This window comes from Paenibacillus hodogayensis (genome assembly GCF_039536325.1).
GTDB lineage: Bacteria > Bacillota > Bacilli > Paenibacillales > NBRC-103111 > Paenibacillus_AB > Paenibacillus_AB hodogayensis.
Genome location: NZ_BAAAYO010000021.1, coordinates 315,193 through 331,201, shown reverse-complemented (window position 1 = coordinate 331,201; position 16,009 = coordinate 315,193). Strand labels below are relative to the sequence as shown.

Genomic DNA, 16,009 nt, shown 5'->3' with positions numbered 1-16,009 from the left:
AATCGCGCTCCTTGGTGTAAACATCGTTATTTGGCGGTGGCTTCTTTCTCGCGTATTCGCTGATTCGCCTTCTCATCCGCTTCTCTTAAGGCCGTGTTCTCGTCTTTCCCCTTCTCGACTATTTCTTTCAGCGCTTCGTTGATAGAGGCACTTGCTATGGAATCGTATTTTGTTGGAGTAAACGCTTTCGCAGGTTTCGTTTTGTAGTTCTCTCTATCTCCATTCTCCAAGCTTCAGCATCATTTCTTCTTCTTGGCCATTTCCTCTTCAATCGCCTTATCCGATTCCTCCTGCGTTTCTCGAAGCAAAGTGTTAACATCCTTCAGTCCGGTAACGAATGTTTCGGCCGCCGCATTGATTTTCCCCGCGACGATGACGTGGTACGGATTCGGAGGCGCCATTTTGACGGACTTCACTTTCAATGCACCCTGGATGTTCTTGCCCTTCATCACTTCGACTTCGGAAAGGAAATCTTTGATCAACGATTCATCATTTAGCACGGTCAAACGACTCCGTTTGTTTAAGATCGATTGTACTTCCGTAGAGGCAAAGAACTCAATTGCTTGAAAGGCTTCTTCTTTATGCTTGGAAGCTTTGGAAACGATCATCATCTGAGCGCCGTGGTCAATGGTGAATCCGGGCTTATCCTTGAATGCGGGAGCGCCGACAAGGTCGAAGTTTAAGGTCGATCCGGCTTGTTGAATGAAGCCTACCGTATCGGGAATCCAATTCAGATACATGGCCGTTTGCTGCGTTTTCGTGAAGCTATCCCAGCTTGGCGGCTTCTGCCCATTCTGCACCATCCCTGGTATTTGATAAAATGCCTGAACAAGCTCCATGATCGATTTGATCTGATCGTTGTTAATTGACGCTTTATTGGTTTTCGGATCGACGAAGGACAACGAATTCATTCTGGCATAGAACTCGGGATTCGTGGGGAGACTTCCGCGATACTGAATGCCATCCTCGTAATACGTCATCTTTTTGGCAAGCGCGAAATAATCGTCCAACGTCAGACCGTCCTTCGGATACGGAACGCCACGCTTGTCGAAGGAGTCCTTGTTGTAAAATAAAGCCATTTGGTTTAACGCAAACGGCAGTCCGTAAATTTCACCTTTCGAGCCAAGTTCCTTGATCCAATCGATATTTGGACTGGAAAATTTGCCAAGATCCACTTTGTGCGTTTTTACCAATTCACTCAGATCATAGGGAAGATCCATTTCCTGAATAACGGGAAATCTGGAATTGGCCGAATAAATAATATCGGGCGTCTGGCCGGCAATGACCATTTTGGTAATATCATCTTTAACAATCTTCAACGTGATGTGGGGGTACTTCGCCTTTAATGGCTTGATCAGCACCTGGTCAAATTCTTGATCGGTCATATTCAGAAAATAAGGTGTCAACGTAAGCTCGACAGGAACGGGCTCTTTCGGTTTGACGTCGGAAGACGCGGGGTCGGGAGTGCGTTGATCGCTGCAGCCTGCCAGTAAACCAGAAAACAAAGAACCGGCAACAAAAAAAGAAAGCGCTTTAACAAACGGAGTGCTTTTGATCATAGGAATACCCCTCCTAAGAGTAAAATGGAACTCATCACTGTGCCTTCCTTCACTTTGGCTGTCTTTGTCTTGGTTCACCTCCTTTGATTTTGTGTTCTCCATTAAACCCCTTGGTGTGATTCAGATTTATGAATGCGCTTTAACTGGATTGATGCGATTATAACATCAATAAATATCATTGTAAATATGTTGTATATTCAATTAAAACAATAAGTGTCTTTGTTTGCAGTTGTCTTATAACAAAAAAAATCCGCGATATACGCGGCTAAATCAAGCTTGCGGTTGTTTATATTAAGGCTATATAACAGAAGATGCTGCTCAGAACACGCAAAAACTATTCGCACTGCCTGCGCTCCCGAAAAATCGATCAACATCTGCGCTGTTTCCCCGATTCATCTAATTCAATTGTATATTTGTTATATATAATAATACAAGAAGAACGAAGCTATGTCCGATCCCTCAAGAAGGATAAGCCCGGGGATGGTCGCAGGGATGCCGCCGGGCAGATTATTCCTGTCACCGGCGGGGTCATTTATGAACGGATAAGCCCTCAACTTGAAGGTGAGGCCAAGTTGTTCAACCTTGAATAGTCAAAAATGTCTACGATGGACCCATGTTCCAAGTCTTCTTTAAACAAAAAATCAATGATTTGTACTGCTGTTTCCTCCGGTGTTGAAAGCACCCCTCCATCTTTTAACATTCCAAACAGCTCTGCAGATGGAAATACCGTTGCGTCCTTGCTTCGCGCCTCTCTTTGCAGAGCGGTATCGACCATACCCGGCCAAATCGAAACAATTTTAACAGGAGCGGACGAGCTGCTTTGTTCAAGTCCTACACACTGAGAAAAAACGTCAAGACCCGCTTTAGCCGCTGAATACAAACTCATACCAGGATGATGATGTTTCGCAGAAGAAGAAGAGATGTTGATTATTCGTTTTTCAGTTGCCAGCTTATTGGTATGTTTAATAAATAGTGACGTCATAATAATCGGCGCGAGTAAATTAACAGTAAGGTTGCCTGTTATGTCGTTAATAGCTACAGTATCGATAAAAGCCACGGGTGCAATCATGGAGGCATTGTTTATTAAATATACGCCCTCAACGTTAGATGTACCGATCGAACTAAAAATGCGGTCCATTACCACTTCAATCCGCTCGGTCTCATTCAAATCAAACGGATAGTGCATGATGTTGCTACTGTTGTTTTTTAATTCCGTGTTTCTTTCCCTGGAAATACAGTGGATAAAATGATGCGGAGATGCTAATTGTTCGACTATGGCCTTTCCGATGCCTCTTGAAGTACCGGTGATGATAAAGTGTTTCAAGCTTGGAACCTCCTTTTATTATCAGATATTAGTACCTACTCATAAATAGTCGCACATGTCGTTCCTCCGTGTCAAATTTCATAGGGACGAGGCCCTCCCAACAGCAAGCCGATTGACAGCAAAACCCCCTCCAAGCGTCAACGCATAGAGGGGGTGAAAGACGGCGGTCAACGAGCATTCGGCGTATTGCGCGGCCTGTCAATCAAGCTGGCCGGGATCGGAAGCTCCAAAGGGCATATTCCGACCACGGTAAGCAACCATAGCTAAAGATAAAGGATGCGTCCCTATCATCGGGACGCATCCTTTATCTTTTTTCACGTTGTGCCTTTCTCGGCATGGAGCTTCACTTCTAAAAACGTCGATTCGTTCGGTGCGGCACTACATCTGCCGTCTCTTAATAAATCTTCTTATTTTGCTTTTGCCTTCTCTTCCGCTATTTTGGCATTCATTTTTTCATCGGCTTCCCGCAGCCCTGTCGCCATATCAACCGTCCCTTTCAAAATGTCGTCGAACGTGGACGTAATAATAGGCAAAGTCGCCGCATCGTACTCGCTCGAGAACGTAGTGGCCGCTACTTTCAACCGTTGCAGCGCCTTTAAATTTTTGGAGGAAAGCTGCGGGGTGCCTTGGCCGAACTGGTCGAGCACGTCCTTGTTTTTCACAGTCGGGTACCTGCCGATCGCGGCTCCGTGCTTTTGCGCTTCGTCGGACGTGGCGGCGGCTATGAGCAGCATCGCTTTATCCTTCACTTTGCTTGTCTTCGAGACGGCGAGCGAAGCCCCCGAATATTGAGTACCCGTATCCGGCGCCGTTTTAAACATAGGAAGCGATACGAGATCGATCGATTGCCACGCTTCGATCATCTCGGCGTTTTCCGGAGTCGGGAAGTTGCCGTACGTTACGTTCATGGCCAGCGTCTTATCTTTAAAGAAGGCCTGGTCGGAGGTGACGCTTTTGGCCGGAAGCTCATTTCCGGGAATTTTATACAGATCGGAAAATGTGGTGATGAACTCCCTCCATCCGTCCGTATTCGCAATCGCCTTTTCCATCTTCGGATCGACGTAGGACAGCGACAACGGATTTAACCGGAGAAAGGTGCTGCGATTCATATCGAAGCCGCGGTAAGCAACGCCTCCATCCATTCTGCTTAGCTTCCGGGTCAAGGCGGCAACGTCGTCCCAGGTCATTCCCTCTTTCGGATAAGCGACGCCGAATTTGTCGAATATGCTTTTGTTGTAATAAAGCGCCATCGGCAGATGGCTCCATGGAAGAACATAAAGCTCGCCCTTCGGGGTAAATTTTTTGATCGTCTCCATCATATGGTCGTCGAATCTGGAAAGATCGACGTTGTTTGTTTTTGCAAGCGGAGTCAAGTCTTCCAGTAGTCCCAAATTGTTATAGGAAATGACCTGGGAGCTATTGATCAACATGATGTCCGGTATATTCCCAGCCGTTATCAATTCCTGAATCGTCGACCCTTTGGCAGTTTGAATGTAGTTGATCGTCACGTTCGGAAATACTTTTTTCATGAAAGGCTCCGTATTTTCACGGAAATATGCTTCATTGCTGCCGGTCGCATTAAAAAAGGTAATCGAGAACGCCTCGTCGTACTTCATCGGATTCGCCGCCGGCTTGTTCGTTTCCGGATTGTCTTGCCGCGTCCCGCATCCGAACAATACCGATACCGAAGCAAGCACCGTTATCGTCAACCTTACGCTTTTCCCCCTGAGCTTCATCATGCAGCTGCTCTCCTCTCCTATTTCCAGCCTCATGCTCGTTTAAATTCGTGCAGGGCCGCATACAATTGGGCCATCAGCCCCATACCCATCTGCGACAATACGCGGTAACCGCAACGTTGCAGCTCGATCCCGCCGGCATTGTGCTGGGTGACGCCCGATAAAATGCCGTCCGGCGTCAAATACGGTTGAAGCGCCGCGAACGTTCTCGCCGCCGCGTCTTCATGGTGGCGATCCAGCAGGCCGTACCCCGCTCCCAAGGCGAGGGCTGCGGCGATTCCCGCCGATCCGGAAGTTTCGGCACCAGTACCCGGCTCATCCAGAAATGCCGTCCACAGCCCTTCCGGCCGCACCCAACGCAAGGCGACATCGGCGATTCGCCGTATTTCCCGCTCCACTTCGCCGAGCGCCGGCAAGTGCCCGAATGCCGCATGCTTCAATTCGTGCCATGCCTTCGTCATGCCGAGCATGTACCAGGCATAAGCCCTGGACCAGTTGCGGAACACATGCGCTCCCATCTTCCGGTTGTATCTCAAGAACAAATGTTCGCCACTAGTCAGAGCGTCCCGGCGAAGCAATATTTCGCTTATCGCCTGTTCGGCCAAGTCCTCCCGCTTCAGCCGCGAAGCGATGACGGCCAGCGGATAGGCAACCGTATACGCGCCTTCCGCCGTGACCGTGTCGCCGTCCACGATCGCTCCGCCGCCCGCCACCGATCGCGATTCCCAGAACGAGATCGCCCGCATTACGAAAGGATGGTCGACCCGCAGCTTGGCGATGACCGCGAGCGGCAGTGTCGCTTCAATGGTCGTCAGCTTGTCGTCCGCCACCTTTCCATGCAGGTCTTCATACAGAAGCCTTCCGTCCTCGCTGAAATATTGCTCAAGATGCTTCGCGATCGCCAGATCGATTCGTTCCCCTCCAACCGTCTGGCGCAGAGCGTACAGCCCGTCCAGCACACAGCCTTCAAGCCAGCCGAAGGGCTGCAGCGAGGACAGCGAGGCGATACTGTGCAAAAACAGCTCCATCCGCCGCTCGCTCCTTCCGATGAGCAGATGGGGAGCGAATAACTGGCGCGCCTCGTCGCCTTGCAGCTCATCGAATATCCACAACGGCCGCCCTTCGCCGTTCGTCCGCAGCACCACGCCTTCGCGAACAACCGCCGCTGTCCGTTCCCCGTCAAGAACGAGCTCGAACGGCTGGAACGTGTACGCATAACGAATATCGAAGCTGCCGATCCTCTCACCCGACCTCCCCAGAAACACCTCTACCTGTCCTGCCTCCCGGTAATCGAGCGCTGCCGAAATCCGTAGCCTGCCCTCGCCTGCACTCTGCCAATCCATGAATGGGGCGTTCTTCTTCCAATCCAGCACAAGGCCGTCATCTTTGTCGACTCGAACGGCATTCCACCCGCGAGGAGTCCTTCTGCCCTCGGGAAGCGCCCCTGCCGCATGGGTGTTGGAGAGCTTCGCCGGATAATACGCAACCGTATCGTTTTTTAACACCGTATAGCCTCCAGTTCACTGCTAATCATGAATGAGTAAAAAGCTTAACAATTTGTAAATGTCCTTCTCTATGGACTTTTTCTCGAAATACTACAAAAAGCATTCCCCCTCTGTTTAACAAACCAAACCACGGGGGAAATGCGCGATGAAACAAGGCATTTCCTCCACCCGACTTACTTTTCATTTTAGACATTTCCGAGATGAAGACCATAAAGGTTCTCACAAAATCTTAATGATATCACTATTAAAACTATGTAAAGGTGATTGTATTTTTTGGCAAACGACTGTAAGATCATCGATAGAGGGCAATATCAAGCGGCCGACCTGGAGGACTGTGAATGCTTCGATTGGAAAATGTAATATTTGACGACCAAATCCCCAATTGGCGAAGATCCAAAATCAAATCGATGAGGCATGTTATCATTTTTGTCGTACAGGGAACGTTTCAGTTCCAATTGGACGACCACGAAACCGAATTGACCAAAGGGGACATGCTGTTCGTTCGCCCGGGGCCTTATCGATCCGGCACGAACGGGCCGCATCCTCCGCATCAGAAATACGTCACCCACTTCCAGCTCGACGAACCTTCCAAGCTGCTGTCCGCCCCACACGGGTGCGAGAAAGGGTACGAGCTGTTCAAAACGAACAGAGCCGAATATTTCCGTCAGCGCTTCCACGCACTCCACCGGGCTTGGATGGACAAAAGCGACTACCACGAATTTGTCTGCCATGGGCTCATTTCGGAAATATTCGGCTCCATGCTTCAGGAGTTGGGCCGAAAAGACATTTCTTCTTACAAATTAAAAATTGCCCGTCAAATCGAGAAATACATTCTCCAACACTTTAAAGAGGACATCCGTCTCGAGCAGCTGTGCGAGCTTGTCCAACTGTCACCGAATTATGTGATTCGCATCTTCAAGGAAGTGTTCAATCAAACTCCGCTCGGCTATATTCACCAAGCGCGGATTTCCGTTGCCCGCGACATGCTTCTCCAGTCGGATATGACGATCCACGAAATTTCGAATTACTTGGGCTTCTGCGACCCGACCTACTTCAATCGGGTATTCCGTAAAATGACCGGCCATCCGCCTTCGCTGCTGCGCAAGGAGCGCAAAGAAGCGGAAGCCGAGAGCCGAAACGTCTAATTCGTCCTAAACGGATCTATAGGACAATGCCGACTTTGCCTGCATCGACCCGCACTTTGTAGGAGCGTGTCCGCACTTTATCGCTGAACACGGATTTGCCGGTTTTAATCTCGAACTCCCAGCCGTGCCAAGGGCAACGGACAAGCTCGCCGTGCCGGCCGTACTCGTATTCGTATACCGGGGACGGCAGCGTCGTGCCGCATATGCGCCCTTTGCACAGCTGTGCCCCTTCGTGCGGGCATCTGTTGTGCAACGCGTACAGCTCGCCCTTTACGCGGTAAACCCCGATCGATCTTCCCTCTACTTCCACGATAATTCGTTTGCCTTCGGCGATATCGTCGGCTTCGGCTACGTAATGAACGGTCATCAAACTCCCCTCGCTCTACAAGTTGTATAATGTCTTCGCGTTCTCGTAGTAAATTTTACGTTTTGCCTCCGGGCTCAGCCTCTTCAATATTTCTGTGGGCACGTCATTGTCCCAATGCGGGTAGTCGCTTGAGAACATAAGGATGTTCTCGGCGTCGATCATGTCGAAGATGGAGAGCAGATGCTTCGGATCTTGCGGCTCCTCGATCGGTTGGGTCGAGAAGAAGCAATGATCGCGGATATATTCGCTCGGCAACCGTTTCAGCCACGGCACCGAGGAGCGCAGCCCTTTATAGTTTTTGTCGAGCCTCCACATCAGATGAGGCAACCAGGCGACACCGCCCTCAAGCAGGACAAACTTCAAATTTGGAAATTTCTCGAACACGCCTTCGCAGACGAGACTGGTCAAATGCGCCATATAGTTTTGCGACAACCCGGTGTGCCACTCCAAATAGCGTGTCGGATAACCGGACGGCGTCGGCGGATTCGATCCCCCGGCTCCTTCCGTACCCGGATGAATCGCCACCGGAAGGCCATGGCGCTCCGCGGCTTCGTAGATCGGATGGAATTGGCGCTGGCCTAGCGGCGCGCGTTGGCCGCTCCCCATGATGACCCCCACCATGCGCGGATGATCGGCCATACGGTCGATTTCTTTGGCCGCCAGAAAAGGGTCGTAAGCGGAGATCAGGATCGAGCCGCGGAAGCGAGAATATTTCTCCAGCCAGTTTTCCACCAGATGATCGTTGTAAGCCGAGGCGATGACCGCCGCATGGTCCGGATCGTGCATCGTCGAGACGCCCATCAAGTTTCCGGTCAAAATGCCGTACTCGATATGGAACGGATCGAGCAGATCCTTGATCAGAAACTGCGGATCGGAAGCCGACGGCCCACCCGAAGGCGGCTTGCAATCTTTGCGAACGACCCCGATCGGACTTTGGTAGCCGTGCCCGGGCAGCCCCAGCCCCGCTCTCTCCACCCGCGATTTCCACGGCTCCGGCAAATAGGGGACCAGGTCCTGGTCGCATTTCAACGAATTATGGATGTCGACGTCGATGACGTTCATTTCCCGATTGCTCATAATAGGCTTTACCCCTCTCGTTGTCGGCTTTCTTTCTTATCCCTATTGTAACGAGGCCGCATCTCGTTTACGATTGGTAATCATATTGTTTTTTTAGTGATTTTACGGTTCATTCCAAATAAGAAGGAGCTGCGGCGGCTATGGAAATCGACAATATCGCCTTTCAGCAAGCCGTCAACGGCAACTGGCGGGTGCCGCGGAAAATCGTCAGGCACGATATATTCATTCTCGTTACGAAAGGGGCCGCCACCTATCTGATCGGCGAGGAAACCGTTTACATTCGCAAGGGGGACGTATTGTTTTTCCCGACAGGCACGCTGCGTTCGGCGCAATCCGACCAAGCGGCGGAACCGCTGAAGCTGTACTCCGCACATTTTAGGGATCTATCGGTCGCCGAGCTTCCTTTGCGGGGAGAGCCGTTTGTGCATATTTGTCCTTTGGGCTACGATTATTTGAAACAGCGCTTTTCCTTGCTGAACGAACACTGGATCGGCAAAATGCCGGGCTACGCCTTGATCGCTCGCGGGATTCTACTGGAAATGCTCGGCCTCGTCCAACGCGAACGGTCCGGCGACAGCCACTCCTCCTCCCGGCGAAGCTTGGCCCTGCGCATCCAGCAATATATCGTGCAGCATTACCGCGAGCCGCTTCGCCTAAGCGACATGGCGCAAGTCGTCAGCCGGTCGCCCGCGCACGTCTCCGCCATGTTCAAGGAGGTGACCGGACGAGCGCCGATCGAATACATGCACGAAGTCCGGATCTCCGCCGCCCGCGATCTGCTGCTGACCGGTACGATGACGATCGGGGAAATTGCCGAATCGCTCGGCTATTGCGACCAGACGTACTTCAACTATATGTACAAAAAAATAGTCGGCCATCCCCCTTCCCATACGTTGAAAATGCAAACCCCTCTTACCTAGAACCGTTCTTCTCGAAAAAAAGGACTTCAATTTCCACTTTACAGTGGAAGTTAAAGTCCTTTCATGTTCTCCATCATGAGCGCCGCGAAGAGCAAACAACGAACGGCTTCTATGCCGCTAACCGTCTCCTTCCCGATGCGGGATCCATGCGCTCGGCATCAATGCTCGAAACGGATTGCGCGCAAGGCGGACAAGGAGTCGGAAGGAATCGGCTTGTCCGCGAACAGGAAAAAGAGGGGCGCAGTAAAGGCCGTGCCAGTATGGGGCAGGTTCAGCTCCCGAACGAATGAAGCGACAGCCACTTCCTTGTTGGAGTAAACTTGAGGCTCCGCCGTATCCAGATCGGTAACGATTTGCAGCTGATCCTTGCGAGAAGCAGACCCGACCAAATAGTCGGAGGCTTCGGTCACGGACAGCTCCCCTTGCGCCAGCTTGTAGCTCAATGGCTCGCCGTTAGACCCGATCGTTTTCAGCCAAACGGCATCACTTGTGTCTTCCGTTTGCAAAAAGATGTCAGTCGACCATCTCTTGCCGGCGAAATAGGTTCCGGTGTGCTGCTCGATCTCAACGGTATGACAAAGCAGCGGCACCCCAGGCAGAAGCAAGTAATACTGATGACATGTCAGACCGCGAAGCTTGTCCTGCTTGTTCACCGTGTAGCTCAGCTTGATGCCCTGCCACCTGTTTTGCCGATTGTCTTTCAATTCGACGAATGACGCTGTACATGCTTCCTTGACCAGAGAAAATCCTCTCAATTCCTCAATAGAACTGCTGATTCCGCCGGTCCACGGATTCCACCATGATTTGGGCCGCCTTTCCGGAAAGGAGCTGGCCAGCCACTCCTGACCGCTGCTTGCAAGAGAGTAAAGCGTGGGATGAAAATCAGGCGCTGCCTTGATGCGTACTAGGCCGTTGTCGGCGATAAAGACGCGCTGTCCTTTTTCCTCCACGTGTTCTTGCGTGACCGTGCCGCTTCCGATAGGGAAAACGGCGCTGCGCAGCCTCGCTGCATGGGTGGCGAAATGCCCGTCTACCTGCACCAGCTCGTACGTTGTCCCCGAAGCGGCGAAAGAGAAGCTTGTTTCGGTCGCCTCCTCTTCCTCCGTATAGCTGCGCGTTTGCCTGGAAGCAGGATCACTTTCCAATGAAGCAGTCAGCTCCCCCTCCAAATGCTGCAGCTTGTACTCTTGTACCTGTACCTCTACTTCTCCACGATCAAGGAATGGGTTGTGCTTGTTTGCAATCAGCTCCAGATGAGGAGTCAGAGACAAGTCCGCCGGCATTGCTTCTTTTCGTGCAAAGGCGCGGAACTCCTTCCAGTCCGTAAAGCTTCCGTGCATCACGTAGATTGGACCGAGCATGGCTTTGCCCTGCGGCTCCAATTCCGCAATACGGGTGTCCAGAGCCACCTGCAAGCCGTGAAAACTGCCGAAGTATTCTTGAAAATCGCTGTGGTACTCCTCCGGCCAGCACATTGCCCATGGACTTGCTTCCTCTCTTGCAAACACCCAGTTTTCACTGAGCAGCTCTCCATCCCAATAGGCTGCATCGCTACCGTAGGAGGAAGGTACTTCGACGTAACGCCCTAAATACGGTAAAATGGGGCGGGAAAGAGAATGGGCGAAGCCTTGTCCTAGCCATAGCTCTGACGCAATCTTTTCATCAGAAAGGTTTATCAGCTCCAGCTCATGCACTACAGTGCCGTCTCCGAAGAGGCGTGTCTTTCCGGTCAGGGAAAGCTGGGGATAGGCTCCGGAGCAATACGTGACGCGAATACCGATCGCTCCCTTTTCGAAGAAAACGTCTACGTGTTCGGCACGTTTTTTCGAGAACTCGCTGGAATACGGCTTGCCGATTTTCGGATAAGAGAGCAGGGTTGGCCGTGAACCCGTACCGCTGACGATGGTCACTTCATTGTTGTCCTTGTTGAAACGGAGCGTATGGCTGCCGTGGTGAATGTGCCAGGCTAGCTCTGTTTCCCCGCCCAGCATCGCGCCCAGTCCGGTAAATGCGGCCCCAATCTTTTTGGCAAAGGAGACCGAGCTGCCATCTGCAAGGGTTGCTTTCACCTGTACATTCGCTTCATAAAAGCCGTGTTCATGCAAATCCGCGGTCAATACCAGCGAAGTGCGCCCCTTGCCCTTTAACTGTATAGTACACTGCCGTTCATCGAGATTCAGAAACGCCCGAGAGGGGAGCTCGAATGAAAACTCCGCTTCTTCATCAAAGCTGTTTTCTACATCCAAATAAAACCGGACTTTCTGTCCCGGATAAGTGAAGCCCGGTACATGCATGGTAAGAGCTGCAGGGAATTGGGGAACAATCCCGATCCGAAAGTATGCTTTTTTGCCGTTGATCAGGATGCATGTGCAGACGCAGGAATGCGTGCGCCAAACGCTTTGCTTCTCCGTGATTTCATCTACATAAAAGCTGGCAGTCAGTGTCGTTTCCCCCGTCACCTCCAGCTCCCGGTCATAATGGAAGCGGATCGTATCGGATGATTCTCCCTGAAGCGATACGTGCAGCGGCTTGCCGGATTTATTGATGATCCGGTAGTGAATCCGATAGTCACGGCCAAACACCAGCTCCGGCTTTTCTGCCTCGGCAGACAGCAGATAGTCATCCGTCTCGATCAAGCGCAGGCCGCGACCTTGGCGCTCAAACTCGACGCGCAGACTCGTTTCTCCTTTTACCCAAGAGTAGGTGAAGTAGTCAAAGCCGTTTTCTTTTCGCCCGTCCGGCTCCACCGCAATTTGGCGAGTAGAGTCGCGATACCAATCTATTTCTTCAAAGTAAGGGGAGATGGCCTCCGTGGAAAGCACAGTCGGGATCAGGTTCAGCAAATGCGTACTATCGTCCCGATCTTCCCAGAAGAAGCCGAACTTTTTATACAGCGGAACCGCCTTGGTGTTGCCTCCCCATGTATATAAATCAAGACGCGGCCAGCCGAGCTGCATCGTTTGCTCAAGCGCTCGCGCAAGCAGCATCCGTCCTACTTTTTTCCTTGGTATTCCGGGCGGACATTGAGCAGCGGAATGTAAAGGGCGCCTGCCTCCTCCTTATATTCTCCCAGACTGCAATAGCCGGCCACCGTTTCGCCCTCCATCGCCAAGTACACGACGAGCGCATCCGACCTCGTTTCTTCCTGACGGATTTGTTCCGCCGTCTTCATCGAGCTTCCGCCCCCCCATCCATCGCGGCTGGCGTTCCACATATCAGCGACTGCGGCCGCGAGCTCGGGACGGTAGGGAACGATTGTAAGGGAATTCATGCTGCTTGCACCTCATCCGTTTTTGTTCGCTTTCATTTTATTATCTTTCTAACCGCAAACCATAATTCCAAATAACCAAGCGCGCCTTCATCGCCGAACACTTCCAGCTGCGTACCTTCCGGCTCATAGCCTGATGTCGGGAACCACTCTGAGAATACACGCTTATAAAGCGTATCGATCGTTTCGTCAAAGCTGCTCCACTCGAATGGCTTCGAGGGAAATATCGCCCATGTATGGGCAGGAATCGTAACCGTTATATAATCCTCTGTGGCGGTGCTGCCGGCGCCTTTGAAAGCGCCGATCATATATGGGAATGTGTTCTCTCCCGTCTCCCGGTAGCTGTAAATGCCATGTACGTTGTCCATGACGGGATTGACGAAGGGGGGCAATGGTCCCGCATTCTCGCTCAGCCGCTGCACCTCGCCGTTTGCTTCGCTTTCCTGCCATAGCATGGAAGGTGTAGATGTCTCGTCGCTCCAATCAAACACCCGTTCAATCCCGAATACGTCAAAAGCCTCCTTCGTCTCCATTCGGTAATCCATCGCCTCTTCTCCTTTAATCGAGATGAGGAAGGAAAGCCGCGGATAAGCTTTGAGCGAAACGCCTTGTTGGCGTGCCATGGCTGGTGTTACGCCATGCGCCTGCTGGAATGCTCTGGCGAAGGAAACCGGCGACTCGTAGCCGTATTTCATCGCCACCTCGATCACTTTCGCATTCCCATTAGTAAGCAGCTCCAGGGCTGCGAGCGTAAGCCGTCTGCGCCGGATATATTCGGCCAGCGTCACATTCGTAATAAAAGAAAACATGCGCTGAAAGTGGTAGGAAGAGCAGCAAGCTTGCTGAGCTACCTGCTCCAGTTCAATTCGTCCGGATAAATGCGTTTCGATATAATCCATGGCCCGGTTCATCTTGGTCAGCCAATCCATCTGCTTCCCCCCTCCCTATAGTATAAAACAGCCGCATACCCGCAAGCGAAACAGTTTGTGCCCGATTTTGTTGCTCCCCGCATTCCGCATCTGAACAAGCCTCCCTCGAATCAGTCCTGCGGGTAAGGGCAAAAGCTCCAGGACGGTTTCCCTGGAGCTTTCGTTCATCCTGATGCAAGTCGAATGTAAGCGGATTGGTTCGTCAGAGTGTGCAGTTCGTCTTGCAGACCGCATTGGCTTAGTTCCCGTGATGCTCCATACCCGTTTGCATCCCGCTCCCCTGCTTCCGGCTGAAGTTTCCGCCAAAAACATTGACCCCCACGCTGCCGGCCAGAATCAAAACAGTGCCGATCAAGTGCGCCAAGGTAAAGCGGTCTTGATTGACCATAACGCCTGCAAGCACCGTAACGACCATCGTAAGCCCGCCCAGCGCCGAAACGGAAGAGATTTGTATTTTGGAGCAAGCATAATTGTTGATGGCCGTAGCGGCAAGCGAACAGATCCAGGCAAGGAACAGGAGGCCGCTCAAAATGCCAAAATCCCCTAGAGGAACGAAATACCGGTGCAAGTCCCCTTGAATCGCGTGCTTAAACAAATTAATGGCATTAAAGACTATGGCCGAGGCAAAGCTCATAAATGCCGTAATTTCCATGGAGCTAAAGGAAGCCGAAGCCTTGCGCGAAAAGGCGAGAAACAGACTTCCGCTGATTACCGCCAACAGCAGGAACAAGATTCCCATCCATTCGCTGCTTCCTCCTTGTGTTGAATTCAGCAGAACGATAACGACGGCACCCACAATCCCGAGGCATAAAAACAGCTTTTGCAGCAAGGTCGTTCTCTCCCGCAAAATGAGACTTTCCGTTACGAGGGCCGATAGCGGCATTAAGGCTAAAATAATGCCGGCCGTTACCGTAGAGGTTCGCTGAATCCCCAATGTTTCGAACAAAAAATAGCCGATCGGCTCGAAGATGGATACAAGCAGCAAAAGTTTCATGGACTTCCGTTGAAAACGCAGCTTGATTACACCAAGCCGGACCAACACAAGAATGCCCAGCGCGCTTAAAAGAAAACGCAGGGCTAATACATCCATGACCCCGATGCTTTGCAGCAGTTTACCAATCCATAGAACAGATAATCCATAAATGAAAGCCTTCAGAACCAAAAGGGCGTAAACGACCCACTTCTCAGCCTGCATATGTACGCTCCTCGCTACGTTCACCTAAGCATCTTTCCGTACAGCCGCTTGCTTGTAACATCCACGAAGCCCCTCTTCCGCATTGAATATTGTAGAACAATATTGTTCTACAATATCTTAAATGAAGATACCGTTCTCGTCAACGGAAGAGTGGATCATGCCGGAAGCAAAGGTGTATAATGAAGCCATGTCTCCAAGCAAAGGGGGTCATTATGACACAATCGGTAAAATCGTCTATGGAGCAGGTTATCTATGAAGATTTAAAGCAAGCGATTTTGAAGCGCAAGCTCCGTCCCGGGACACAACTGTTGGAAACGACGATTTCGGAACGGCTGCAGGTAAGCAGGACGCCTATCCGGGCAGCGCTGCGCAGATTGGCGCAGGAGGGGCTGATCGACCTCGTTCCGAATCGTGGCGCCTTCGTCATTCAGCCTTCGCAAGAGGAAATTCAGGAGGCGTACCAGATGCGCGCCAGGCTTGAGCTGATGGGGCTCGAACTGGGAGCCGGCCAATTCACCGAGGCGGACTTTCAACGGATGGAACACGCCTGCCAGGACGAAGTTGCCGCGTTGGAGCGCGGCGATATGCTCGCTTATCTCGCAGCAAACAAGCTGTTTCATCAACTGCTTGTCAGTAGGAGCGGCAATCGTTTCCTGGTCGGTATGACCGATCAGTTATTAGAGAAAACGAATATATATGTCATGCTGTACGATCTTTTTTATGACAGGCAATATCACGCAACTACGGACCCGATACCGGCAGGCGCTCAACAGCATAGAGCGATTTTAGCCGCTCTGCGTGCCGGAAATATCGATCAAGCCTCTAAACGGCTCGAAGAGCATGTCGTTCAGTCAGTCGCGGAGCTGAAAACGACACGCCCGGGATATTTGGGGCTGGACGAGCTTTGGCGAGATTCATCGAACGCAAACAACGCCCTCCCAACTTCCTAATCGGAAGCGAGAGGGCTGCTCGTCATTTCAAACT

General features: G+C 51.5%; 14 protein-coding genes. 3 read left to right on the top strand and 11 right to left on the bottom strand.

The window, feature by feature from the left end; genetic code table 11:
• Positions 1-26: 26 nt before the first annotated feature.
• The 5 genes from ABD796_RS34455 to ABD796_RS34435 form a co-directional block, all read right to left on the bottom strand.
• Positions 27-230, bottom strand: a complete 204-nt coding sequence (locus ABD796_RS34455; protein ID WP_344917123.1) for a hypothetical protein — start codon at positions 228-230, stop codon at positions 27-29.
• Between the two features lie 9 nt (positions 231-239).
• Entirely contained in the window at positions 240-1,559 is a 1,320-nt protein-coding gene (locus tag ABD796_RS34450) for an ABC transporter substrate-binding protein (protein ID WP_344917121.1), read from the bottom strand.
• A 550-nt stretch (positions 1,560-2,109) separates the two neighbouring features.
• Positions 2,110-2,883 carry an SDR family NAD(P)-dependent oxidoreductase gene (locus ABD796_RS34445; RefSeq protein WP_344917119.1) on the bottom strand — a complete coding sequence of 258 codons (774 nt, stop codon included), beginning with the start codon at positions 2,881-2,883 and terminating at the stop codon, positions 2,110-2,112.
• Between the two features lie 407 nt (positions 2,884-3,290).
• Positions 3,291-4,622 (bottom strand): ABC transporter substrate-binding protein, encoded by a 1,332-nt coding sequence (locus ABD796_RS34440; RefSeq protein WP_344917117.1) that lies wholly within the window; start codon positions 4,620-4,622, stop codon positions 3,291-3,293.
• A gap of 29 nt (positions 4,623-4,651) precedes the next feature.
• Positions 4,652-6,124, bottom strand: coding sequence for a glycoside hydrolase family 88 protein (locus ABD796_RS34435; protein ID WP_344917115.1), 1,473 nt, complete (start codon positions 6,122-6,124; stop codon positions 4,652-4,654).
• Between the two features lie 338 nt (positions 6,125-6,462).
• Between ABD796_RS34435 and ABD796_RS34430 the strand changes: the two genes are divergently transcribed.
• The gene (locus ABD796_RS34430; protein WP_344917113.1) at positions 6,463-7,269 is read left to right on the top strand and encodes a helix-turn-helix transcriptional regulator; all 807 of its coding nucleotides are present in this window, start codon (positions 6,463-6,465) and stop codon (positions 7,267-7,269) included.
• A gap of 16 nt (positions 7,270-7,285) precedes the next feature.
• Here ABD796_RS34430 and ABD796_RS34425 read toward each other — a convergent pair whose 3' ends face one another.
• Entirely contained in the window at positions 7,286-7,636 is a 351-nt protein-coding gene (locus ABD796_RS34425; RefSeq protein WP_344917110.1) for a Rieske (2Fe-2S) protein, read from the bottom strand.
• Between the two features lie 15 nt (positions 7,637-7,651).
• Complete coding sequence (locus ABD796_RS34420; protein WP_344917108.1) at positions 7,652-8,713, bottom strand: amidohydrolase family protein; 1,062 nt, start codon at positions 8,711-8,713, stop codon at positions 7,652-7,654.
• 140 nt (positions 8,714-8,853) lie between these two features.
• Here ABD796_RS34420 and ABD796_RS34415 point away from each other — a divergent pair, with 140 nt between their 5' ends.
• Positions 8,854-9,633, top strand: coding sequence for a helix-turn-helix transcriptional regulator (locus ABD796_RS34415; RefSeq protein ID WP_344917106.1), 780 nt, complete (start codon positions 8,854-8,856; stop codon positions 9,631-9,633).
• 158 nt (positions 9,634-9,791) lie between these two features.
• Here ABD796_RS34415 and ABD796_RS34410 read toward each other — a convergent pair whose 3' ends face one another.
• The 4 genes from ABD796_RS34410 to ABD796_RS34395 form a co-directional block, all read right to left on the bottom strand.
• On the bottom strand, positions 9,792-12,620 hold the full coding sequence (locus tag ABD796_RS34410; RefSeq protein WP_344917104.1) for a GNAT family N-acetyltransferase: 2,829 nt from the start codon (positions 12,618-12,620) through the stop codon (positions 9,792-9,794).
• A gap of 5 nt (positions 12,621-12,625) precedes the next feature.
• Positions 12,626-12,904, bottom strand: a complete 279-nt coding sequence (locus tag ABD796_RS34405; RefSeq protein WP_344917102.1) for a GNAT family N-acetyltransferase — start codon at positions 12,902-12,904, stop codon at positions 12,626-12,628.
• Positions 12,905-12,936: 32 nt separating this feature from the next.
• Positions 12,937-13,830: an AraC family transcriptional regulator gene (locus ABD796_RS34400; RefSeq protein ID WP_344917100.1), complete on the bottom strand. Its 894-nt coding sequence runs from the start codon at positions 13,828-13,830 to the stop codon at positions 12,937-12,939.
• A gap of 238 nt (positions 13,831-14,068) precedes the next feature.
• Positions 14,069-15,025 carry a DMT family transporter gene (locus tag ABD796_RS34395; protein ID WP_344917098.1) on the bottom strand — a complete coding sequence of 319 codons (957 nt, stop codon included), beginning with the start codon at positions 15,023-15,025 and terminating at the stop codon, positions 14,069-14,071.
• A gap of 212 nt (positions 15,026-15,237) precedes the next feature.
• Here ABD796_RS34395 and ABD796_RS34390 point away from each other — a divergent pair, with 212 nt between their 5' ends.
• A complete protein-coding gene (locus ABD796_RS34390; RefSeq protein ID WP_344917095.1) occupies positions 15,238-15,975 on the top strand; it encodes a GntR family transcriptional regulator in 738 nt (245 codons plus the stop codon).
• The last annotated feature ends 34 nt before the right edge of the window (positions 15,976-16,009 follow it).

What these genes read in the sequence shown, in the direction of transcription:
- ABD796_RS34450 (WP_344917121.1), bottom strand. Translation starts at nt 1,559, where the DNA reads ATGATCAAAAGCACTCCGTTTGTTAAAGCGCTTTCTTTTTTTGTTGCC.
- ABD796_RS34440 (WP_344917117.1), bottom strand. Translation starts at nt 4,622, where the DNA reads ATGATGAAGCTCAGGGGGAAAAGCGTAAGGTTGACGATAACGGTGCTT.
- ABD796_RS34430 (WP_344917113.1), top strand. Translation starts at nt 6,463, where the DNA reads ATGCTTCGATTGGAAAATGTAATATTTGACGACCAAATCCCCAATTGG.
- ABD796_RS34425 (WP_344917110.1), bottom strand. Translation starts at nt 7,636, where the DNA reads ATGACCGTTCATTACGTAGCCGAAGCCGACGATATCGCCGAAGGCAAA.
- ABD796_RS34420 (WP_344917108.1), bottom strand. Translation starts at nt 8,713, where the DNA reads ATGAGCAATCGGGAAATGAACGTCATCGACGTCGACATCCATAATTCG.
- ABD796_RS34415 (WP_344917106.1), top strand. Translation starts at nt 8,854, where the DNA reads ATGGAAATCGACAATATCGCCTTTCAGCAAGCCGTCAACGGCAACTGG.
- ABD796_RS34410 (WP_344917104.1), bottom strand. Translation starts at nt 12,620, where the DNA reads ATGCTGCTTGCGCGAGCGCTTGAGCAAACGATGCAGCTCGGCTGGCCG.
- ABD796_RS34405 (WP_344917102.1), bottom strand. Translation starts at nt 12,904, where the DNA reads ATGAATTCCCTTACAATCGTTCCCTACCGTCCCGAGCTCGCGGCCGCA.
- ABD796_RS34400 (WP_344917100.1), bottom strand. Translation starts at nt 13,830, where the DNA reads ATGGATTGGCTGACCAAGATGAACCGGGCCATGGATTATATCGAAACG.
- ABD796_RS34395 (WP_344917098.1), bottom strand. Translation starts at nt 15,025, where the DNA reads ATGCAGGCTGAGAAGTGGGTCGTTTACGCCCTTTTGGTTCTGAAGGCT.
- ABD796_RS34390 (WP_344917095.1), top strand. Translation starts at nt 15,238, where the DNA reads ATGACACAATCGGTAAAATCGTCTATGGAGCAGGTTATCTATGAAGAT.